The sequence below is a fragment of the Paenibacillus sp. J22P218 genome (assembly GCF_056269195.1).
Genome location: NZ_JBWDNL010000004.1, coordinates 481,142 through 503,496, shown reverse-complemented (window position 1 = coordinate 503,496; position 22,355 = coordinate 481,142). Strand labels below are relative to the sequence as shown.

19 protein-coding genes are annotated in these 22,355 nt (G+C 51.4%); 11 read left to right on the top strand and 8 right to left on the bottom strand.

Translation table 11 applies throughout. The features are described 5' to 3' along the window. The first annotated feature begins 111 nt into the window (after positions 1-111). Positions 112-720 carry a TetR/AcrR family transcriptional regulator gene (locus AC0YN0_RS20350; RefSeq protein ID WP_475822882.1) on the top strand — a complete coding sequence of 203 codons (609 nt, stop codon included), beginning with the start codon at positions 112-114 and terminating at the stop codon, positions 718-720. On the opposite strand, the gene AC0YN0_RS20345 is transcribed toward AC0YN0_RS20350, so the two are convergent. Further along, the gene (locus AC0YN0_RS20345; RefSeq protein WP_475822881.1) at positions 712-1,587 is read right to left on the bottom strand and encodes a LysR family transcriptional regulator; all 876 of its coding nucleotides are present in this window, start codon (positions 1,585-1,587) and stop codon (positions 712-714) included. The two genes, AC0YN0_RS20350 and AC0YN0_RS20345, sit on opposite strands and share 9 nt — an antisense overlap. 111 nt (positions 1,588-1,698) lie before the next feature. Here AC0YN0_RS20345 and AC0YN0_RS20340 point away from each other — a divergent pair, with 111 nt between their 5' ends. Next, positions 1,699-2,181 (top strand): tautomerase family protein, encoded by a 483-nt coding sequence (locus AC0YN0_RS20340; protein ID WP_475822880.1) that lies wholly within the window; start codon positions 1,699-1,701, stop codon positions 2,179-2,181. Between the two features lie 70 nt (positions 2,182-2,251). Next, positions 2,252-3,886: an S-layer homology domain-containing protein gene (locus tag AC0YN0_RS20335; RefSeq protein WP_475822879.1), complete on the top strand. Its 1,635-nt coding sequence runs from the start codon at positions 2,252-2,254 to the stop codon at positions 3,884-3,886. Positions 3,887-3,935: 49 nt separating this feature from the next. On the opposite strand, the gene AC0YN0_RS20330 is transcribed toward AC0YN0_RS20335, so the two are convergent. Next, positions 3,936-6,323 (bottom strand): glycoside hydrolase family 2 TIM barrel-domain containing protein, encoded by a 2,388-nt coding sequence (locus AC0YN0_RS20330; RefSeq protein WP_475822878.1) that lies wholly within the window; start codon positions 6,321-6,323, stop codon positions 3,936-3,938. A gap of 180 nt (positions 6,324-6,503) precedes the next feature. On the opposite strand from AC0YN0_RS20330, the gene AC0YN0_RS20325 reads away from it, so the two are divergent. Next, complete coding sequence (locus tag AC0YN0_RS20325; protein WP_475822877.1) at positions 6,504-7,355, top strand: helix-turn-helix domain-containing protein; 852 nt, start codon at positions 6,504-6,506, stop codon at positions 7,353-7,355. A 155-nt stretch (positions 7,356-7,510) separates the two neighbouring features. Here the strand turns inward: AC0YN0_RS20325 and AC0YN0_RS20320 are convergent, their stop codons facing one another. Together AC0YN0_RS20320 and AC0YN0_RS20315 are read right to left on the bottom strand one after the other, a co-directional pair. Then, the gene (locus AC0YN0_RS20320; RefSeq protein WP_475822876.1) at positions 7,511-8,779 is read right to left on the bottom strand and encodes a sensor histidine kinase; all 1,269 of its coding nucleotides are present in this window, start codon (positions 8,777-8,779) and stop codon (positions 7,511-7,513) included. Beyond that, positions 8,779-9,456 carry a response regulator transcription factor gene (locus AC0YN0_RS20315; RefSeq protein ID WP_442048616.1) on the bottom strand — a complete coding sequence of 226 codons (678 nt, stop codon included), beginning with the start codon at positions 9,454-9,456 and terminating at the stop codon, positions 8,779-8,781. Before AC0YN0_RS20315 ends, AC0YN0_RS20320 begins: the two co-directional genes overlap by 1 nt. Before the next feature lie 207 nt (positions 9,457-9,663). Here AC0YN0_RS20315 and AC0YN0_RS20310 point away from each other — a divergent pair, with 207 nt between their 5' ends. Genes AC0YN0_RS20310 through AC0YN0_RS20300 form a run of 3 tightly spaced genes read left to right on the top strand, consistent with a single transcriptional unit; the run spans position 9,664 to position 12,872 of the window. Beyond that, complete coding sequence (locus AC0YN0_RS20310) at positions 9,664-10,410, top strand: VTC domain-containing protein (RefSeq protein ID WP_475822875.1); 747 nt, start codon at positions 9,664-9,666, stop codon at positions 10,408-10,410. Continuing rightward, a complete protein-coding gene (locus AC0YN0_RS20305; protein ID WP_475822874.1) occupies positions 10,407-11,084 on the top strand; it encodes a DUF4956 domain-containing protein in 678 nt (225 codons plus the stop codon). Before AC0YN0_RS20310 ends, AC0YN0_RS20305 begins: the two co-directional genes overlap by 4 nt. 27 nt (positions 11,085-11,111) lie before the next feature. Beyond that, positions 11,112-12,872, top strand: a complete 1,761-nt coding sequence (locus AC0YN0_RS20300) for a carbohydrate-binding domain-containing protein (protein WP_475822873.1) — start codon at positions 11,112-11,114, stop codon at positions 12,870-12,872. A gap of 685 nt (positions 12,873-13,557) precedes the next feature. On the opposite strand, the gene AC0YN0_RS20295 is transcribed toward AC0YN0_RS20300, so the two are convergent. Both AC0YN0_RS20295 and AC0YN0_RS20290 read right to left on the bottom strand, forming a co-directional pair. Next, positions 13,558-15,003 carry a DEAD/DEAH box helicase gene (locus AC0YN0_RS20295; protein WP_475822872.1) on the bottom strand — a complete coding sequence of 482 codons (1,446 nt, stop codon included), beginning with the start codon at positions 15,001-15,003 and terminating at the stop codon, positions 13,558-13,560. 103 nt (positions 15,004-15,106) lie between these two features. After that, positions 15,107-15,838: an alpha/beta fold hydrolase gene (locus AC0YN0_RS20290; protein WP_475822871.1), complete on the bottom strand. Its 732-nt coding sequence runs from the start codon at positions 15,836-15,838 to the stop codon at positions 15,107-15,109. 99 nt (positions 15,839-15,937) lie between these two features. Here AC0YN0_RS20290 and AC0YN0_RS20285 point away from each other — a divergent pair, with 99 nt between their 5' ends. From AC0YN0_RS20285 to AC0YN0_RS20270, 4 genes are all read left to right on the top strand, one after another. Next, complete coding sequence (locus AC0YN0_RS20285) at positions 15,938-16,903, top strand: helix-turn-helix transcriptional regulator (protein ID WP_475823040.1); 966 nt, start codon at positions 15,938-15,940, stop codon at positions 16,901-16,903. Between the two features lie 119 nt (positions 16,904-17,022). Continuing rightward, positions 17,023-17,484: an SRPBCC family protein gene (locus AC0YN0_RS20280; RefSeq protein ID WP_475822870.1), complete on the top strand. Its 462-nt coding sequence runs from the start codon at positions 17,023-17,025 to the stop codon at positions 17,482-17,484. Between the two features lie 20 nt (positions 17,485-17,504). After that, the gene (locus AC0YN0_RS20275; protein ID WP_475822869.1) at positions 17,505-18,989 is read left to right on the top strand and encodes a protein adenylyltransferase SelO; all 1,485 of its coding nucleotides are present in this window, start codon (positions 17,505-17,507) and stop codon (positions 18,987-18,989) included. A gap of 418 nt (positions 18,990-19,407) precedes the next feature. Beyond that, complete coding sequence (locus tag AC0YN0_RS20270) at positions 19,408-20,307, top strand: 3-hydroxyacyl-CoA dehydrogenase (protein ID WP_475822868.1); 900 nt, start codon at positions 19,408-19,410, stop codon at positions 20,305-20,307. A 31-nt stretch (positions 20,308-20,338) separates the two neighbouring features. Here AC0YN0_RS20270 and AC0YN0_RS20265 read toward each other — a convergent pair whose 3' ends face one another. After that, positions 20,339-22,033: an ABC1 kinase family protein gene (locus AC0YN0_RS20265; protein WP_475822867.1), complete on the bottom strand. Its 1,695-nt coding sequence runs from the start codon at positions 22,031-22,033 to the stop codon at positions 20,339-20,341. Then, complete coding sequence (locus tag AC0YN0_RS20260) at positions 22,026-22,331, bottom strand: phasin family protein (RefSeq protein ID WP_475822866.1); 306 nt, start codon at positions 22,329-22,331, stop codon at positions 22,026-22,028. The genes AC0YN0_RS20265 and AC0YN0_RS20260 overlap by 8 nt, the downstream gene beginning before the upstream one ends. Between the last annotated feature and the right edge of the window lie 24 nt (positions 22,332-22,355).

The window sequence follows — 22,355 nt, the reverse complement described above, 5'->3', positions numbered from 1 at the left end:
AGATACCGATCGGTATTTTTACATTAGCATAGCAGCTTCCTGTCACGCAAGCCTATTTTCCTTTGGTATAATGAAGCTAATTAGGATTGGGATGCGCAAAGGGGATTGGACATGCTTAAGGGAGAAAACACCCGCAAACATATTATTGCGAAGGCCGCCGAGCTGTTTAACCAAAAGGGTTATGCAGGTTCTTCCTTGTCGGATATTACAGACCTGACGGGCATCAAGAAAGGCGGCATTTACCGCTACTTCGCCAGCAAGGACGAAATCGCCATAGAGGCTTATCAATATGCAGGAAGTATCGTGAGCCGCACCATCAACGAGGCGCTTGATGAACAAGCGACGGCGATGGGCAAGCTGCTCGCGTATCTAAAGGTGTATGCGAACGTAGTGGAAGATCCGCCTTTTGTAGGCGGATGCCCGTTGCTCAACCTAGCTACGGAGAGCGATGACAGCCATCCGGTCTTGCGGGAGAGGGCGCGTCAGGGAATGGATAACACGTTGGATACGATGAAAAGGATCATTTCGGAAGGTGTTGAATCCGGAGAGTTTAAGGCGGACCTGGATATCGAGGCATTAGCAACCTTCACGTTGTCCATAATGGAAGGCGGCATCATGCTCAGCAAGCTGGAGGGCGACAATCGGCATGTCCGCATGAACATCGAAACCTTGTCGGCCTACTTGAAGGGAATGTGCTTACGCATTCAACCTTCAATGTAAGGTGATGTGCTCCGTTATGAGCTTCATTAGAAGCTTCTTCGAGGCAGATATATATTCATCTTTGCGCAGTTGAAGCAGGCCGACCTGAATGGTGGAATCGTCCATCAATACTTCAACCTTCACAACGTCGGCCGGTAGGAGCGTCGAGTCGAGCACGACCCCGACGGCAGCCGTTTGTCTTATAAAATAAGGGATGGCGGAGATCTGATTGACCGTGCTTAGAGCGGCAGATCTCGCGTAGCGAGATAATTGCTTTGCTACCCGCAGGTGATATAGACAGGTACGACCTCCGATAACGATTGGGTAGCCCAGAAGCTCCTCGAAAGGGATGTTGTTTCGATCGCTTAAGGGATGGCCGCTGTCCACAACAAACGCAATATGCTCATTATAAAGCGGTTCGAAGCGGAACGGAGTCGGGTCCGACGGCTCGCCGCAGAGCGCGAAATCCAGCTCATCTTGCAGAATGGACTGCGAAAGGGAGTCGGTATTTCCCGTAACGAAATGACAGGTTATGTTTGGTTTAAGGGTTTGATATTCACGCAAAGCATTTGGGAGCACAGAGGTCATCAAACCTTCAAGCGCTCCAACCCGCACTTCGCCGATCTCCTCCTCCGACAGCGCCTTTGCTTGTTCAGATACGTAGTTCCAATGGGCAATAAGTCCATCGATCTCCTCCGCTAACACTTTTCCCGCATCAGTAAGCTCCATATCCCATCCCCGTTTGAAAAGCTGTAAGCCGAGCTCCTTCTCTAGTCGCTGGATCTGATTCGTTATGGTTGACTGCGCATAATTCAATTTCTCCGCTGCACGAGTGAAATTGCCTTCTTGAAGGATCGTTATGAAGGCAGTCAGTTCCTTTAAATCCACTATTCGCACCACCTATATCGATATTATTGAATGAGTTTATGATTTTATTCAATTATACAAATGAAGATGTGAGGATTACAATGGTGACATCAGCTTGGGGGAGGGATATTCATGCCATTCATCAGAGTCAGTTACCGTGAAACTCAATACGAATCAAAGCAGCTGGAATCGATAAGCAAAACGATTATGAACGCGCTCATTCAACACTTCCATGTGCCGGCAGACGATTGTTTCCAGGTGTTTCATGCGCATAAAAGCAGTGAATTCGTCTATGACACGAACTACTTGGATATCGAAAGAAGCGATGGACTCCTCTATATCCAAATCACGCTAAAATCCGGAAGAACGATTCAACAGAAAACGAGCTTCTATGCTTTACTGGCAAAGCAACTGTCGGATGCCATTGGCATTAGGCAAGAAGACGTATTCGTTGTCCTTGTCGATACGGAATTCGAAGATTGGTCGTTTGGCAACGGCCAAGCCCAGATGCTTGAGCACCAAAAAGTTGCAACGAACGTCCGCGCATCGTTAGGAGAACTTGCACCTGCCTTGGAGACAGCGAAAAATGTGTTCCCTACTCTACCAGTATTTTAGCGATGATTAATAGTAGTATCCTTGGTATAATTCCACGATTGGAATAATCCGAGGAGGACTTACGAATCTCGTGAAGCTTATTGTAAGGAAAATCGTAACCGTGGCAATCGCTGGTTGCCTAGCGGTGAGCACGTTGTCGCAGGCAGCATCTGCCGCGGAGGCACTGCCGTTTGATGATATTAGTACGAGCTATGCACGCAATGAAATCATAGATTTATATAATAAGAAGATTATTAGCGGTACATCGGCTACGAGTTTTTCGCCCAAGAAGTCGATTACGAGAGCTGAGTTTATAACCGTTCTGGATCGTCTGCTGAAGCTCGAACCCGTGGCAAGTCCGGTGTCTCCTTACACGGATGTCGCGAAGAGTGCTTGGTATTACGGCTGGATACAAGCGGCTGTTCAGCTTGAGCTTGTCAGCGGCACGTCGGCTACGGCGTTCGCCCCGACGAAGCCCGTTACCCGCCAAGAGGCGGCTGTCATGATTGCAAGGGCGCTCAAGCAGACAGGAACAGCGGCCGCGTCCAGTTCCGCTTACAAGGACCAAGACCAAATTGCCGGATGGGCAAGCGCAGCTGTAGCTTCGGTAAGCGGGCTAGGTCTAATGAAAGGCGATGAAACCGGCAGCTTCCGGCCTTCGAATCCGATTACGAGGCAGGAAACGGCCGTCCTTCTGGCTCGCGTGCTGAAGCAGGCAAGCTGGGCGTCGGAGCTTGAGGCTAAGCCTGACGAGCGCATTGTATTGGGGTGGCAGTATGGACAGACGACTGCGCAGTACCAGAGTAATATACTAAAGTCGAATGTGAACACGCTGTCTCCTCGTTGGTATTTTGTGGGGAGCATGGGTGCTATATCGGATGGGACGGATGCCGCGCTTGTCACATGGGCGAAGAAGAACGCCAAGAAGGTATGGGTCATGGTCGGCAACCGTTCCGATCAAGAGGCTACTCATCAATTATTGTCCAGCGCTTCCGCAAGAACGAAGGCGGTTGATGGGTTGGCCGCCCTTGTAAGCAAGTATGGGCTGGATGGACTTAATATCGATTTCGAAAACGTAGCGCCGGCTGACCGAGCGTATTTCACAACGTTCGTCACGCAATTAGCTGTTAAGCTTCATGCGCTGGGCGCCGTGCTGTCCGTTGACGTCTCGCCTGATCTCGGCACCGACTGGACCGAAGCATTCGATTATGCCGCGCTCGGCAAGCAAGCCGATTACATGGTATTGATGGGTTACGATGAGCATTACGGCGGCAGCTTATATCCCGGTCCGAATGCTTCTCTTCCGTATGATCGGGGCGCAATTCAGACGCTGACGAAAGTTGTGTCCAGCAAGAAGGTCATACTGGCGTTTCCGTTCTATAACCGCGACTGGTCGTTAAACTCGAATGGCACGGTTGCATCCTCCGCTTACGTTTCGTTGACCGAGCAGAACCAATTATTGTCCAGCTATGCGATGAAGCCCGTATGGAATCCAACTTTGGGCCAGTATGTGGCCAGCTATGCGAAGGGATCGATTAAGCATACGATATGGATTGAGGACGGACGTTCCTTGATATCGAAGTATCGTTTGGTGGTCCAGAACGGATTAGCAGGCGTTGCCTACTGGCATATCGGCGGCGAAAGTTCGGATATATGGGCGAGCCTCAGAAACGCAGAGAAATATGAAGACTATGACTTTGCAGCTCCAATTGAAGCTTCTCCATAACAAAAAAGCACGTTCAGCGCCCTTAAGCGTCGAACGTGCTTTTTGCTTTTTAAATGGTCGTAATCTCCACTTGCGCAGGCTGCAGTCCGCGAGACGTCGCCTTCACAACGATTCGTCCCGGCGCCTGTTGCGTTCGAATGTAGGCAAGCAGCTTGCCGTTGAACGCTTTTCTGGATTTGGAGCTATACGGCGTGAGGTCCTGACTATCCCCGTTCTCGATGCCGATGATTTCTCCCGGCCCATCGACGGACAGCTCGATCAAATCATCTGATCCATATACAAAACGACCTTCGTTGTCGGTCACCTGAATTTCGACATGGGCAATATCTTCGCCGTCTGCCTTCAGAGTCGACATATCCGCATGCATCGCGATCTGCTCCGGCTTCGAGACGGTACGAAGCATGCACGTATACGGATTTCCGTCAGCGCCTTTGGCAACGGCTTCTAAGATCCCCTCTTCATAGGCGACTTCCCACGTCAAGTAGAGCTTCGGAGCATCGATAAGATGTTTCGTGCCGAGCGAACGGCCGTTTAGGAAGAGCTCGACTTCTTCGCAGTTCGTATGGCAGGCGATCTTGAGCTGATCGCCTTCCGCCCAGTTCCAATGGGGAACGCCGCCTGCCCACCTTCCGCGGGCTCCATGCTCGGAATTGTCCACTTTCATTGATGTAAGGTGGACCATTGGGTTGTCGCTCCATAGACTTTGACGATAGTAATAATTCGATTTTTTAAACCCGGCTAGATCCATGAATCCGGCTTGCGCGACTCTAACGGGCCAGCCCTTCGCTTCTCCCAAATAATCGATGCCGGTCCATATGAATTGGGCGCTTATATAGTCATTGTCCCTGACGGCTAGCCATGCTTCCAGGCTGGAGCTGTTCTCGCTGCCGAGGGTTACTCTGTCCGGATATTTCCGATGATCTTCCTCGTAGAACTGCTCTTTGTAATTGTAGCCTACTACATCGAGGGCATCCGCATAGCCGGTCAGATTGGACAGCTCAGGAAACGCAAGCGCTGCCGTCACAGGTCTTGTCGTGTCGCATTCTTTGACGTACTTCGCGAGGCGTCTCGCAATCGTTGCAAGCCTCTCGGCGTTCGGTTTATTCGGATCGTATTGTCTCTCCGCTGCCGGTTTGTTGGCATCGTTGTTGCCGGTCATCGTCTCGAAGTACGGATGGCAATACGGATCATTCGGATAGTCGACTTCATTGCCGATACTCCACATCATGATGGAAGGATGGTTGCGGTCCCTCAGCACCATCTCCTTCAAGTCCGCTTCGCCCCACTGCGGAAAGTCCTCGTAATAGCCAAAATGCTTAGGCGGATATACATTGTGGCCGGTTGACCACTTGTTCTTAACGCCTTCCCATTCGTCGAACGCTTCGTCGATGACGAGGAAACCCATGGAGTCGCATAAATCAAGCAAATTCGGCGCCGGCGGGTTATGGCTCATGCGAATCGCATTGCAGCCCATCTCTTTAAGGGCCGTAAGTCTGCGAACCCATACTTTCGCGGGCACTGCAGCTCCGAGGCCGCCTGCGTCATGGTGCACGCATACGCCTTTCATTTTCATATTGACGCCATTCAGGAAGAAGCCTTTGTTAGCATCGAACCGGATCGAGCGAATACCGACAGCGGTCTGTACCTCGTCAATCAGCACGCCGTCCTTGCTAAGCTCCGTACGCAACGTATACAGGGATGGGCTATCCGGCGACCATAGCTTCGGATTAGCGACAACAATAGTCGCGTGGCCTTCCGTTCCCGATTCGGCAAGTACGGTCCATGCATCGGTCGCTTGCCCGATGATTTCGCCGTCACCGCCCACTAGCACATTCGTCACTTGTATCGTCTCGTCCTGGAGGGTCTCATTAGAGAGTCGAACTTGAACGGCTACGGTCGCTTGCTCCGTCGATACGTCCGGCGTCGTTGCGAATACGCCGTATTGATCGATGTGAATCTGATCCGTAACCGTTAGATAGACGTCCCTGTAGATGCCCGAGCCGGTGAACCATCTGGAATCGGCGATGTCCTTATGATCCGCCTTCACCGAAAGGACATTGTTGATATCTCCAAAGGACACACAGTCCGTAATGTCATACGTAAACGTGCTGTAACCGTAAGGCCTCTTCCCCAAATAATAGCTGTTGCACCATACCTGGGCGTTGTTATAGATACCCTCGAAGGTGATATATACGCGCTTGCCTTGCAGATCTTGCGGCAAATCGAACCTTTTTCGATACCATCCGATACCGCCGGGCAGGTAGCCGGTTCCGCTGGAATGCTCCTCGGAAAATGGTTCTTCGACGGACCAGTCATGAGGCAAGGTCACATTCCGCCAGCTTGCGTCGTCGAAGCCTTTGTACCATGCGCCAGGCTCGTCGCCTCTGTGGAACATCCAATCTAGATTCATCCGTTCAATGCGTCTTCCTTTGCTCATCGTCAGTCTCCTTTTCGCTTCCTAAGCTGTAGGAACTCTTCTATTAGGGACATTCACAAAATTGCTCATCATAAACAGTTCATTGTGATGGCTGCGCTTTCATTATAAGGTTATAATGAGCATTGGAGAATATCGTATATTGCTATAAACATGGACAAAATTGTTGTCGGAGGACGAAGCATGATCAGTATATCGGGTAATGCGATGAGAGAGTGGCATGAGTTCGGAGTGGCGAATGCGGATTGTTTTCTAACCGTGAACTGCTGCGGCTACCAGAAGCTGATGACGAAAAACCTGGAGCGCAATCGCGATCAAGGCAGAGTGGATTATCAGCTCATCTACATCGTCAGGGGGAAGGCCGTGTTTCGCTTCGGCGAAGAGGAGATAGAGGTGGGCGGCGGACATATGGTCTTCTATGCGCCGGGCGAGCCGCAAAATTATTGTTATTATGCCGAAGACACGACGGAGGTCTATTGGATTCATTTCAGCGGGCATGCCGTTCACGATTATTTGGAGCAGTTCGGGCTGCTCGGCGGGCCCGTTCATGAAATAGGCATGATGGATGAGATCGTCGCTTTGTATAACAAAATCATCTACGAGCTGAATACGAATAAGCCGCTGAGCGGCCATGTGACAGCGGCCTACCTTCTGGAGCTGCTTGCGCTGCTCGGAAGGAAGCTCCAACACGCGGAGGAGCATCACAAGGGGAGACAACATGCGGATATTACGATGATTATTGGCGTTATGCACGAGAGGTACAGCCAGCAGCTTGTCATTGCCGATCTAGCGAGGCAGATCAGCCTTAGTCCCTTCCGGTTCATCCATAAGTTCAAAGCTGTAACGGGTTCGACGCCGCTTAAATATGTGACCGATATCCGCATGAATGAAGCGAAGAAGCTGCTGTCGGAGTCTTCTCTTCATGTGCGGGAAGTAGCATCTATTGTCGGGTACGACAATCCGCTGTACTTCAGCAGGATATTCCGAAGCACGGTTGGTATACCGCCTAGCGAATATAAGAAACAGTTCCAGTAGTCAAGCGTAAACGGCTATCGCCGTCCTTTGGAGGTTCTAGCAATCGTTTCGCGGATGAAATATAAGCACAGTATAAACCCGAATTTTATACTTCTTACATTTAAAAAAAAGACCAGCAAATGAGCGATCATTTGCTGGTCTTTACTATATTTCAACTATACAAGCTGCACGTAGAACGTTGTCGTCTTGCCCAGTACGCTCTTCGCGTAGATTTTGCCCTTGTGCTGCTCCACGATCGACTTCGCGATAGCTAGCCCAAGGCCGTAGCCGCCTTGCTTGCGGGATCTCGAACGATCAACGCGGTAGAAACGGTCGAAGATACGATCCAGATGCTCGGGCGCGATCCCTTCGCCGGTATTCGTCACCGCCAGCTGAATATCGGTGGCGCGCTTCTTGAGCGCCAGTATAATCAAGCCTTGGCTGCCGGCATACTTGATCGCATTATCGAGCAATATCATAACGACCTGCTTAATCTGCTCGCCGTTGCCGCTCATAACGAGCTCCGGTTCGATCTCATAGCTGAGCTCTATATTTTTTTCGAAAATGACGGCTTCCATCGTTAGAATTACGCTCTCGACAGCTTCGCTCAAGTTGAACGGCGCGTAAAGCATTTTCTCCCTTGTATCGTCGATTTCCGTCAAATAGAGAAGATCATTGGTCAACGTCTTCATACGTTCCGTCTCCGACTTAATATGGTGCAGCCACTTCGCTTGGTCGCGTATCGTGTCGTCCCGATTGGCGAGCAGGACATCCGCATTCGTGTTAATAACCGCAAGCGGCGTCTTCAATTCATGGGAAGCGTCGGCGATGAATCGCTTCTGCTTGTCGAACGCCTCCTTAACCGGGGCGATGGAACGATTGGCGAAATAACGGCTTGTGAAGTAAATGACGATAAGCATCACCAGCGCGACCGCAAGGAACGTATAAATCAGATTCGTCAAGATCGTCTGCTGAGCCGTAACATCTAGAAATACGATGTTATAGCCACTCAATGTATTCTGCACCGAGAAAGCCCACTCGTTGCCTTCCAAGCTGAATTGGCCTCGATCCGAGCTGGAAGCTTTGACTTTGTTAATCGCATCCGTATAGAAAGCTTCATCCATATCGAAACGCGAATCCGTTGCAGTCATATTCCACTCTTCGTCTGTCTGAAGCGAGAAGGAGACGGTGCGATCAGGCTGCCACATCATATCTTTGTCTTTGCCTCCATGAGGAGGCCCGCCGTCGCCGTCAGCGTGCGGCTCGCCGCCCATCATGCCGTCTGCCGGCTTGAAGAAATCGGATACCCGATTAAGATCCATCGTAATATCATTGTGCACGTTCCGGTACGTGATGGTGTAGATCGAAGCAAAGGCGATGAGCATGATAATCGTAATAATGGCCATATTCACGACGAGGAATCGTTTGCGCAGTCGATTGAACATTAGGAAGTCACCTCGAGCACGTAGCCTACGCCACGGATCGTATTGATCTTCACCGTCGATTGCAGGAAGCCCAGCTTCTTCCTTAAAAACGAGACGTATACCTCCACGTTATTATGTTCAACCTCCGAGTCGAAGCCCCAAAGCTTCTCGATAATCTGCTCTTTGGAGGTAATTGCGCTTTTCCTCGAGACCAGCAATTCCAACAGCTCGCTTTCTTTCAGAATCAGCTTAAGCTCTTTGTTCTTGCAGGATACCTTCAAGGTCGCCGTATTTAATTCGATATCGCCGAACTTAATCGCATCATCCGGCACGACCTCGCCCTTTCTCCTTAGGGCCGCCCTGATTCTTGCGAGAAGCTCTTCCGTTGAGAACGGCTTGGCAACATAATCGTCGGCCCCGTAATCAAGTCCGGCGATCTTATCGGACGTTTCTCCCTTGGCGGTCAGCAGGATCACGGGCGTCGCCAGCCCCTTTTCCCGAATCGTCTTCAATATCGTAATGCCGTCCATTTCCGGAAGCATAATGTCGAGCAGCAGCAGATCGTATATTCCGCTTAGCGCGTTGTCGAGTCCCGATTCGCCGTCATGCACGACATCGACGGAGTAATTGTTTTTCTTCAATATTTGGGACAGCGCCTCCGCCAGATGAACTTCATCTTCTACTATTAATAAACGCATTGTTGTTTCCCCCTTAACCTCTATGAAAGCTGACCAGCAGCGTTATGTCTTTACTATAGGAAGCGAACCTTTAATTAACCTTAATCGTACCACAGGTCGATTGTTAAGAAATGTTTAAGATTCATTAAAGGTTCGTTTTCTAAGATACAGTCATGGAAGCGGCGATGCGATGCATTCGCCACAAGAAAGAGAGGAGCGTGCGGGCCGATGGCGATTGAGGTGTTCAACCGTTACGAGAGCAAGTACCTAATGGATAACGAAGCTTTTCATATGATTTATAACCGTTTGCTCGAATATATGGAACCTGATGAACACAACAAAAACGAAAGATTTTATTCAATCAGCAACATTTATTACGATACCGAGCACGATACGCTCATCCGCAACAGCTTGTCGAAGCCGAAGTACAAGGAGAAGCTGAGAATCAGAGCATACGGCGTACCGGAGACTAACGCAAAGGTATATCTGGAGCTGAAGAAAAAGGTATTCGGCTTGGTGAACAAGCGAAGGACTTCGCTGAAGCTGAACGAGGCATATGCATTCGCCGGAACGGGCGCTGTGCCTGAGCTTCAGCCGTATATGAACAAGCAGGTGATAATGGAAATCGAGTACTTTTTGCGGCGTTATGATCTACAGCCCAAAGTGTACTTAGCTTATGACCGACTCGCCCTATTTTGCAAAAACAGCCGCGATCTTCGCATCACGTTCGACACGAATATACGGTCAAGACGTTACGATGTGAGGCTGGAAGCGGGAGATTATGGCGAACAGCTGATGGAAGAGGGGCAATGGCTCATGGAGGTAAAGGCGGAGAAGACGATTCCGCTCTGGCTGTCCCAATTGCTATCCGAGCTTGGCATGTATCGAACAAGCTTCTCCAAGTACGGCAATGAATATAAGAAAACGGTACGCTACGGTATTGGACAAAGAACAAAGGAGAGTATTTTAATATGATCGAATCCCTATTCGCCGCTTCGACGGCAACGGAATTAACGTTAACAGACGCTTTGCTTACGATTTTTATTTCCATCGTTTTAGGCACGATGATCAGCGTTACCTATATGAAAACGCAAACGGGCTATACGCAAAATTTTGCTTTGACGCTGATCGTTCTCCCTATAATCGTCGCTATCATTATTCTTCTGATCGGCAGCAACGTAGCCCGCGCTTTCAGCTTGGCCGGAGCGTTCTCCATTATTCGGTTCCGAAGCGCGCCTGGCGATCCGAAGGATATTGCGTTCGTGTTATTCACGATGGCTGCCGGTCTCGCCTGCGGTGTCGGATCATTCGCTTACGCAGTACTGTTCACGGTCGTTATGTGCGTTCTAATGTTTGTCCTTAAGGCCATCAAATTCGGCTCCAAGAAATCGACGCAGAAGCTGCTTAAGGTTACGATCCCAGAGGATCTAGGGTACGAGGAAGCGTTCGAGGAGCTGTTCCATATGTTCGACATTCCTTATGAGCTTCGCAAAGTGAGAACAACGGAGCTAGGCAGCCTATATGAGCTTGTATACGCGGTGACGATTGATCACCTGATGAATCAGAAGGAATTTCTTGACGCTGTCAGAAGCAGAAACGGCAACTTAGACGTGACGTTGACGATGGCTCCGACGGTGTCGGATTACTAACCCGAAACAAAGAGAGGAAGATGAACGATGAAACATCCATGGAAAATAAAACTGGGAACACTCTTATTATGTGCGGCGCTGCTCGCTTCATGCAGCAACAATACAGGCAACGCAGCTAATGACGGAACCGAGGGGACAGCGGTGACCGCAACGACGGACTCCGGCGATACTGCAGCAGCTGAGCTGGCCGGTGTCGATCTGACGGAGCAGGTTGAGTATGAGGAGGATGACGCTTATACGGATTGGACGGCGAGCGATTCGGTAGCCATTGCGCTGACCGGGACAGGCGCGACGATTAGCGGTGAGGGAGCAACGGTCGACGGCGGCAAAATTACGATAACAGCTGCGGGCACTTACGTGGTTAGCGGCAAGCTTGAAGAAGGACAGCTTGTCGTCAATGTGAAGGATAAAGGCGTCGTTCGTCTCGTCTTGAACGGAGTCGACATTCACAATAGCAGCAGTTCGGCCATTTATGTTGAAGAGGCGGGCAAGACGATCATTTCGCTTCAGGAGGGTACGGAGAATACGCTGTCCGATGGCGAGACTTATGTATATCCGGATGCAACGACTGACGAGCCGAATGCGGCGCTGTTCAGCCATGATGATCTGACGATTAACGGCACGGGTAAGCTCGCGGTACAAGGAAACTTCAATAACGGCATCACGAGCAAGGATAAGTTGAAAATTACGGGCGGTACGATTGACATTACGGCTGCCGATGACGGAATCATGGGCCGTGACCTCGTTGCTGTGAAAGACGGCTCGATCACGATTAAGTCCGAGGGCGATGCGGTTAAGACGACGTACGATACCGATACGACCAAAGGTTATATCGTTATCGAAGGCGGCTCGTTTAGTATCGATGCCGGCGATGACGGCATTCACTCCGAGACCGCAATCGCGATTGCGGGCGGCAAGGTTGATATTACTCAAAGTAACGAAGGCATCGAAGCACCGACGATTGCAATCTCGGGCGGCGAGACAAGCGTAGTCTCGACCGATGACGGCATTAACGTAGCAGGCGGAGATGCAGGGACGACAGCCGAGGGAGGAGGGGCTGCTGGAGGTGCTCCAGGATCGGGAGCTTCATCTTCGAACATGCTGGTCATTAGCGGCGGCTACCTGAGCGTTGATGCTGCTGGAGACGGACTCGATTCGAACGGCTCGGTTCAGATGAGCGGGGGTACGGTTATCGTGAACGGCCCAACCAATAACGGCAACGGATCTTTGGATTACGACGGTTCCTTCGTCATGACGGGGGGTTACCTCATCTCTGCCGGCAGCTCGGGCATGGTGCAGGCGACGGCTGATACTTCGACGCAGCCAGGCATCCTAATGACGTTTACAGCTGCTCAGCAAGCTGGCACACTGGTTCATTTGGAAGATAGCGACGGCAACGCGATCATGACATTCGCACCTTCCAAATCGTATCAAGCAATATTCGTCAGTTCCTCTGATTTGAAGCAAAACAGCTCGTACACGATCTATTCGGGCGGCACATCGACAGGCACCGAAACGAACGGCCTGTACGAAGGCGGCACATACGAAGGGGGAACGAAAGTCGTATCCTTCGAGAATGCCACGATTGTAACTTGGGTGAATGAATCAGGCGTTACCGAAGCGCAAATCGGAATGGGAGGCCCTGGCGGAAGAGGCGGCGGCGGCTTCGGCGGCGGTGGACAACGCGGCGAAGGAGGCGGAGATCGGATGCCTCCGGACGGCGAAATGCCGCAGGATGGCACGATGCCGCAAGGAGGAGAGCCTCCGCAGGACGCTGCGGTGCAGTAATTAGGAATTACGAAAAGCCCTTTACCAGCCTTGATGGCGAGGTGAAGGGCTTTTTCTCTACGGCTGATTAACCATAAGCTGCGTTTCCCATCTTAATGCTGCACAGCTAACCAAAGTTTGTGCGAATAGGCTGAATTTCCCAGTTTATTGTGCCTCTAACGCCGCCCGCGCCGTTTCCGTCGTCGTATGCCTCAATCATAAGCCGCGTTTCCCGTATTATTGCTGTAAAGGTAAAGTTTGTTAGAATAAGCTGGATTTCCCATTGTGCCTCTAACGCCGCCCGCGCCGTTCCTATCGTCTCTTTCCCCGACAATAAGCTGCGTTTCCCATCTTAATGCTGTACAGGTAACCAAAGTTTGTGCGAATAAGCTGGATTCCTCAGCTTATTGTGCCTCCAACGCCGCCCGCGCCGTTCCTGTCGTTGTTTTCCCCAACCATAAGCTGCGTTTCCCTTCTTATTGCTGCACAGGTAACCAAAGTTTGTGCGAATAAGCTGGATTCCCCAGCTTATTGTGCCTCCAACGCCGCCCGCGCCGTTCCCGTCGTCGTATGTCTCAACCATAAGCTGTGTACTCCACCCTATTACTAAGGCAAAACACGAGTATGTAGTGAGCGACAGCGAAGACAACCGCAAAGTTGCGATCAGCTCCACTATCTCCCTCCCGCTCACATGAATATGAGATTCTTATTTCTTGCCTCTGCGGACTTTAAGTAGCTTGCCCTTAACGGTTGTATCCTTCATCAGCTCAAGCACGAGTGGGCCTTTGCCGTTGAGAATTTCCACATCGGATACATGATCGAGAATCGTAATGATCCCGATATCGTCCGCAGACACACCGTCAAGCTTAGCGATCGTTCCGACAAAGTCGACGGCGCGAAGCTTTTTCTTTTTGCCGCCGTTGAAGTTAAGCTTCATGATCTGCTTGCTCAGCTGCTCGCGCTTATCCTTCTTGAGCTCCGGTCCGATATTGATCTTCTGCTCGAATTCTTCTCTGCGTCGCTCCACCGCTTCTTCGGACGGGGCTTTCACTTTCGAAATTTCGAAACCGATATAAGCCTCGATTTCTGCTAATCGATTGTAATCTCTAGGCGTGACGAACGTAATCGCTTTGCCCGTCTTGCCGGCTCGTCCGGTACGGCCTGTGCGGTGGACATAGCTTTCTTTTTCCAACGGAATATCATAGTTAATGACATGCGTAATGTTCGTAATATCGATCCCTCTTGCAGCTACATCCGTCGCAATCAAATAACGGAATTGCCCTCTTCTGAACGCATTCATGACCTCGAACCGTTCTTCTTGCTCCATTCCTCCGTGAATGCGGTCGCAAGGATAATCGAGTTCGGCCATTTCGCGGAATAATTGATCGACATGCTCCTGCGTGCGGCAAAAAACGATGCAGCTGTCAGGGTTCTCGACGATAAGCAGGTTTTGAAGCACAGCCAGCTTGTCCGCTTCCATCACCTGAATAAGGGCGTGCTCGATGGTCGCTGTCGTGAGGCCGCTTGCTTTGATCTCGATTTGGGCAGGATCGCTCATATATTTGCGCGACAGCTTGGCTACATCCTCTGGGAAGGTAGCGGAGAACAGCATCGTGACTCTCTCCCTAGGCAATGCCCCGATAATCGACTGAACTTGCTCGATGAATCCCATATTGAGCATTTCATCGGCTTCATCTATGACGAGATAGGCGATGCGATCAAGCGACAACGAGCCGCGTTCGATATGATCCAGCACGCGCCCCGGCGTGCCGACAACCATATGCGTTCGTTGTCTGAGCTCCGCCTTCTGCATATGGAACGGATGTTTCCCGTACAGAGGCGTTGATTTAATCCGCTTGAATCGGCCGATATTGGTCAAGTCCTCGTTAACCTGCACGGCGAGCTCCCTAGTTGGCGTCAGAATTAAAGCCTGCGGCTTATTCTCGTTCCAATCGACGAGCTCGCAGAGCGGAATGCCGTATGCCGCTGTCTTGCCGCTGCCGGTCTGCGATTTGACCACCAGGTCCTTTTTCTCCAGCGCAACGGGGATAACCTCCGACTGCACCTCCGTAGGCTTCTCGTAGCCGAGGCCGTTCAGCGCCCTCATTATTTCCTCACTTAGTCCGTAATCCGTAAACTGTTTCTCGCTCATTGCTGACCTCTTCTACCTTATATTTGAATACCTATATCTACAGGTTTCCACCTTGCAACAACCCTATTCTGATCTATTATACTCTGAATTTGGCTGCAGAAGGTCATTCCACGGTCTGCAAAAAAATTTCTATGGCATGTCTCACGCCATTCGGGTCGCTGAGCATGGGGAGGTGGCCCGTTTCAAGGCTATGCACCTGCTCAGGAGACAGATTGGCGATCATTTGCTGCTGCAGGGGAAGAGCAAGCTCCTTATCCCGTGTAAGCTTGATGAATAGCTTCGGCACGCTCGGAACAGGCGCCTCGGCTCGATCCGTATACACATATACCGATTCAGGTGTAAACCTGCGTACAATTTCGTTCGCACTCTCGGGCGACAAGTCATTGCATATACCGGATCGGATAGCCGATTCCGGCGGTCTCGTCCCTGCGAGCCGCATGATCACCGATAACAATAGTCTCTTGGCAAAAGGCATTATAGATACGAATGATCCGCTATTTTTCGGTATGGCCGCTCCGATCGCTACGAAGCCCTTAACTTGCTCGGGCATTTCGGCAGCAAGCCGGAGGCCGAGAACGCCGCCTAAAGAATGTGCGACAATCACAATCCTCTGATAGTTCTGTTCATCCACTTGTCTTCGTATATGGGCGACGTAATCTTTCAAATGCAGATCCTTCAGCGGTCCGCCGGTGTCCCCGCGATGCGGATAATCAACCAGGAGGCAAGGATAATTCATGCCGTCCGCTACTTGTTTCCAGATTCGGCTATCCAGCCCGGCGCCATGTATAAATACGAGAGCCATCTTGTCTTGCTTAAACCGATGAATATCCATCATTTTTTTCTCCTCCTCGTATCGTCCCAATCGATATCTAAATCAACCTTAATCTATAAACAAGACAAATAATGTCTTATTATATGGATAAGATAAAAATAAATACGAATTAGAGGTGGGCTTACTCTGCAGAAGTCACAGCGATTAATCCAACTCATAATGATGATCAACGCAAGAAAATCATTCACCGTGCAGGAGCTTGCTGATGAGTTCGGCTTATCAAAGCGGACGATTGCCCGCGATTTGGATGAATTAAGCAGTCTTGGCGTTCCCGTGTATTCGGTTCAGGGAAGAGGCGGCGGATATAGGCTGCTGCAGGAAAGGCTGCTGCCGCCGATCAGCTTCACCGAAAGCGAGGCCGTCGCTATATTCTTCGCCTGCCAGTCGCTCGATTATTTAAGCACGGTGCCTTTCGGTGACGGTGCCACAACCGCTTTGCATAAGTTCTATCACTATTTGCCGGCCGATGCCAGGGAGCGGATCGATCGTCTCAAGAATAAGGTCATGATTTGGAGTCCGTACCGTCCGATGTCCACGGAGGTACTGAACACGATTATGCAGGCGATTATGATACCGAGCATTGTGACGGTCGAATATAGCTCCGGAAACGGCGTGACCACGCGCGACATTCAGCCTATCGGTCTGTACGCCAGCTCAGGCTACTGGTACTGTCCCGCCTATTGCTTCAAGCGCGAGGAGATCAGGCAATTCCGGGTAGACCGAATACGAACCGCTGTGCTTAACGCGTCTATTCGATGCCGGGAAGACGTCGATCAGCTAAGCTTGCTGGATAAGCCCGTAACCGATCCGTCGGAGGGGATCGTGCTCCGGCTATCACTTACGAGCGAAGGCTTATGGCATCTCGAATCGAACGCCCGGTTTGCTCCTTACTTGCAACGCAGGGATGATGGAAGCGGGTCGGCCGACGTTCCGATTGCTTCTAAGGACTTGCCATTCTATATGGATTTAATCTGGAAGCTGAGAGAGGATGTTACCGTGCTAGGGCCGAAGGAAGCGATTCAGTGGATGAGGGGGAAAATCGAAGCCATGGGCTCTTTGTATCCTTGAATGCTGTTTTTGTAATTTACATCTGATTCGTTTATACTTCAAGCACATATACGCGTGGGCTCCAAAGGATGAAAGAAACGTCTTTATATAACTTTTTTTATGCAGGAGGAGAGATGACGATGGCAACGTTGATTAACGCGCCGGTGGCAAAAGCGGAAATGCTCATCAGAAAGCCGGTTTCAGAGGTGTACGAGGCTTTCATTGATCCGACAATTACGACGCAATTCTGGTTCACTAAGGGAAGCGGCAGATTGGAAGCCGGGAAGACCGTCCAGTGGGATTGGGAAATGTACGGCGCTACGGCCAGCGTGGAAGTGATCGAACTGGAGCCTAATCAACGAATCGTGATCGACTGGGGCACCTTTGTTGAATTTAGCTTCACTCAACAATCCGAGACGGAGACGTTCGTCACGATAACCGATACGGGCTTCCAAGGGGACGCGGACGAAATCGTGGGGCAAGCCATCGGTTCAACGGAAGGCTTCACGATCGTATTATGCGGATTAAAAGCATGGCTGGAGCACGGCATTCGTTTGAATCTTGTAGCGGACAAAGCCCCATACGCTCACATTGAGCGCTAATTCGCGCGAAGGAGATACCTATGACGATAAAAAAACCATCCATAACAGCAGGCGGCTGGAACTTTGATAACAGCTATGCCCGTCTGCCGGAATTATATTATACAAGACTGAACGCATCCGAAGTGAGCGCTCCGGAGATCAGCATCCTTAATGAACCGCTTGCGGCAGCATTGGGGCTAGACGCTGAGGGGCTGCGGAGCGAAGAGGCCCTGGCGGTGCTTGCCGGGAATGAAGTGCCTGAGGGCGCATTGCCGCTTGCCCAAGCTTATGCAGGCCATCAATTCGGCCATTTCAATATGCTTGGCGACGGACGCGCGCTGCTGATCGGCGAACAGATTACCCCGTCGGGCGAGCGGGTTGATATTCAGTTGAAAGGCTCCGGCCCAACACCGTATTCGCGTCGCGGCGACGGACGCGCCGCGCTTGGTCCAATGCTGCGCGAGTACATCATTAGCGAAGCGATGCATGCGCTTGGCATACCTACGACACGCAGCCTTGCGGTAGTCACTACGGGCGAATCGATCATTCGCGAAAGGATGCTTCCCGGCGCGGTGCTGGCTCGCGTGGCAGCCAGCCATTTGCGTGTGGGCACATTCCAGTATGCGGCTTATCGGGGAACGATCGAGGAAATCCGGGCGCTTGCGGACTACACGCTGCAAAGGCATTATCAAGCTATCGACGGTAAATCTGACGATCGTTATCTGCACCTGCTGCAGGAAGTTATTAAGCGCCAAGCTTCGCTAATAGCCAAGTGGCAGCTCGTTGGTTTCATTCACGGCGTTATGAATACGGACAATATGGCTATCAGCGGCGAGACGATTGATTACGGCCCATGCGCTTTCATGAATGCATACGATCCGGCGACGGTATTCAGCTCGATTGATACCCATGGACGATATGCGTATGGCAATCAGCCGAACATAGCCGTATGGAACTTGAGTCGATTCGCCGAGACGCTTCTGCCGCTGCTGCATGACGATCAAGAGCAGGCTATCCCGATTGCGCAAGAAGCATTAGAGCAGTTTGCTCCGTTATATGAAAGCTACTGGCTTGCAGGAATGCGGGCTAAGCTTGGCCTCTTCACGGAGGAGCAGGAGGACGAGTCGCTAATCTTGGACCTTCTCGCCATGATGAAGGAGAAGGGGGCGGACTATACGAATACATTCCGCTCACTTTCGGTAGATAAGCCGGAGGCTGTGACCGGATTGTCTGGAAGCTCCGATTTCGACCAGTGGCTGGAGCGCTGGCAGGCGAGGCTCGGCAAGCAGGAGCAGACGATGGACGATAGCTACGTGTTAATGCGCAGCAGCAATCCAGCGGTTATCCCACGCAATCATCGTGTCGAGGAAGCACTTGATGCCGCCGTGAAGTTAGGAGACTACAGTGTGATGGAGCGGCTGCTTCAAGCCCTCTCTACGCCTTTTGCATACTCGCCCGAACAGGAAGCGTATTGCTCGTTGCCCGACCAAACATCGGGCGGCTACCAAACGTTCTGCGGTACCTAATTAAGGGCTATACGGATGAGAAAAAGGACCTCAGCTTTCACTTTGCAGTGGAATGCCTGAGGTCCTTCGTCTATTTTGAGTGGAAATCGTCCAACCAAATAGCCGCACTCAGACGGAACAAGTAACTTTGATTGGAAATCATACAGCCTAATTCACCTTATATGCTCGTTTCCGCCAACGCTTCATCATTTGCCTGTAGGAAATCCATTCAAACTACTAATTTTATGACATTTAGCCCATTAGCCTGTATAAAATCCACTCACCTCCGACTAGTTAACCGAGAAACAAGCTTGCAGCCTTTTCGTTGCGAGCCGCTTTTTCAGACCGCGGTCTTTTTAATGCATGTCATGACTGGGAAAAGGGAATTTTACAGTAGTTAGCTCGATGATCACTAAGACATGAAGGGAGCTCGGCCACGATGGATTATCGCAAAATTACGGTCGCCGGCAGCGGCGTTCTAGGCAGCCAGATCGCTTTCCAAACGGCCTTCAATGGTTTCGAAGTCACCGTCTACGACATTAATGATGAAGCATTGGAACGTGCCAAAGAAAGAATCGAGGGCCTAAAGCCTCGCTATCAGGAGGATCTTGGAGCAACGAAGGAGGATGTAGAGGCTGCGTATGGCCGAATGTCCTTCAACAGCGATCTGAAGCAGGCGGTAGCGGAAGCGGATCTCGTCATTGAAGCGATCCCGGAGGTCGTACAGATTAAGACTGATTTCTATAAGCAGTTAGGAGCAGCCGCCCCGCAGAAGACCGTGTTCGCCACCAACTCCTCGACGCTGCTGCCCAGTCAATTCGCGGAGGCAACGGGGCGGCCGGGACAATTTCTAGCGCTGCACTTCGCCAATGAAATATGGAGGAACAATACGGCGGAGATTATGAAGCATCCGGGAACAGACGAGAGCGTTTTTGGCGACGTCATCGCCTTCGCTAAGGCGATTGGGATGGTTGCGCTGCCTCTGCACAAGGAGCAGCCGGGCTACATCTTGAATTCGCTTCTCGTACCTCTGCTGGAAGCGGCGCAGCTGCTGCTGGTTAAGGAGGTCGCCGACGTAGAGACGATCGACAAAACATGGATGGTTGCTACGGGAGCGCCGCTTGGACCGTTCGCGATTCTTGACGTCGTAGGCATCAACACGGCTTACAATATTGGACTTGCGAAAGCGAAGGCTACCGGCAATGAGCATTATCAGAAAGTAGCTGATTTGCTGAAGTCTGCATATATCGATAAGGGCAAGCTAGGGAGGGAAACGGGAGAGGGGTTCTATACTTATCCGAATCCGAGCTTCCTGAACGCGGATTTTCTTCGCGGTTAAGCGGTAGGGGACCGGCCGAATAGCTCTCAGGCTAGAATCGGCCGGAACGGAGTATAGCGAAGATTAGCCACAAGAACATGAGCAACGCGATGACGAACCCAATCTCAATAATGGGAATGCCCCAAAATAACGTTTGCGCATGATTCAAGGCTGCGCTGATGATTAAACCGACCATTACGATGCTAAGGGCAAGCAGTATGATGCTGAACGATAGGCGATTGCTGATCCGATCCATTCGTTTCATCAAGCTATCCACTTGGGGGATTCCAACCTCCACCTTCAGCCGTCCTTGACGCATCGACGCGACCAGTTCCTTCACCACGATCGGAATGTCCTGCACCAAATCCACATAATCAGGGACCTCATCTATCCACGACTTCAGCTTCTGGACAGGGTTGATCTGCTCGAGCAGCAGCTTCCTGCCGAAAGGCTCAGCTACGTTGAACACGCTGAATGTCGGATCTAGAGACAACACGACGCCTTCCATCGTGAGCAGCGTCTTGCCCAGCAGCGTCAGCTCGGCGGGAATCCGGATACGATGCCGAAGCGCGACCGCGAACAAATCCTGCACCGCCTCACCCATACTAATCTGGTTAAAGGGTACGTCGTAATATTTATCCCTTAGAGCATCCACATCGAGGTGCAGCTCATCCTTATTCACATCCTCCGGCACAACTCCCATATGGCTAATGGCGCGAATGACGCCTCTTGTGCTCTGATTCCTCAGAGCAATGACGAAGGAGGCAAAATGTTTCTTCGCTTCAGGGGTCAGCCTCCCCACCATGCCGAAGTCCAGCATGACAAGCGTACCGTTCTTGTGCGCGAGCACATTGCCGGGATGAGGGTCGCCATGGAAAAAGCCGTCGATCAGCACCTGATGCAAAATAATCGCAGTGAATCGCTCCGCCAGCACGCGCAGGTCAATTCCGGCTTGTATAAGCTGCTCCTTATCGGAAAGCTTAATTCCTTCCATATAGGTCGTCGTCAATACCCGTCTCGAGCTATAGTCGCGCCATACCTTGGGAACTTTGACGTCTCCCAAAGCTTTGCTTAGACTATCGAACCGCTCGGCGTTCCGCGCTTCCACGGTATAGTCGAGTTCGGATCGAAGCGCCTTGCCGAGCTCCTCGACCATGCTGCCGAGCCGATAGGCGCCGGCCCATTCGAGCCGGGATTCGGCTACTCGCGCGACATCGGCCAAGATGTCCAGATCGGTTTCGATCCGCGCATGAATGCCGGGACGCTGCACTTTTACGGCGACCACTGTCCCGTCCTTCAATACGGCGCGATGCACCTGTCCGATAGAGGCGGCAGCCATGGGTACTTCCGCGAATTCGAGGAATAGTCTGCCGAGCTCTTCTCCGAGCTCCTCTTCTATGATGCGCGCCGCTTCCCGATAGGAGAATGCAGGCACATGATCTTGAAGCCGCTCCAGTTCGGACAGGATTCCCGGAGGAATCAAGTCGGGACGCGTGCTGGCGATCTGCCCCAGCTTCACGAACGTCGGGCCCAATTCCTCGAGGATGAGCCGGATGCGCTCGCCGATGCTTTTGGCCTCGATGCCTTTGCGCTTGCCGTACCCGAATAAAGAAAACTTCTCGTGAAGTCCGATATCGTGGAAAATGTACCCTAAACCGTTTCGGGCAAAAGCAGACGCGATCGTCCGGTAGCGCTTCAACTGCCGGATTCGTTTGCTAATGCCGATACGGGGCAATCCGTTACTCATCCTTGCTGTCCCTACGCTCTAGAGCGTCCAATCTCTCGTGAATCCGTTCAATATCCTCCCGCGTAGCCCATTGCTGACTGTCGCCCACAGGAGAGGACTGCCGTTCCGCCGTCGCCGCTTCCATCTGCTGGCGAGCTTCTTCGCCCTTTTTCACAAGCCGGTCAATCAACTCTTTGGACTCTGCCCGGTTGACCTCTCCCTTTTTTACTAGCTCCTCAACCGTTTTTTCAACCTGCTCCTTGCCGGCAACGACGACGCCAACTCCTAGCGAAAACATTTTTTCAATCGTGTCTTTCATTTCATCCCATCCCCTACCTAAAAT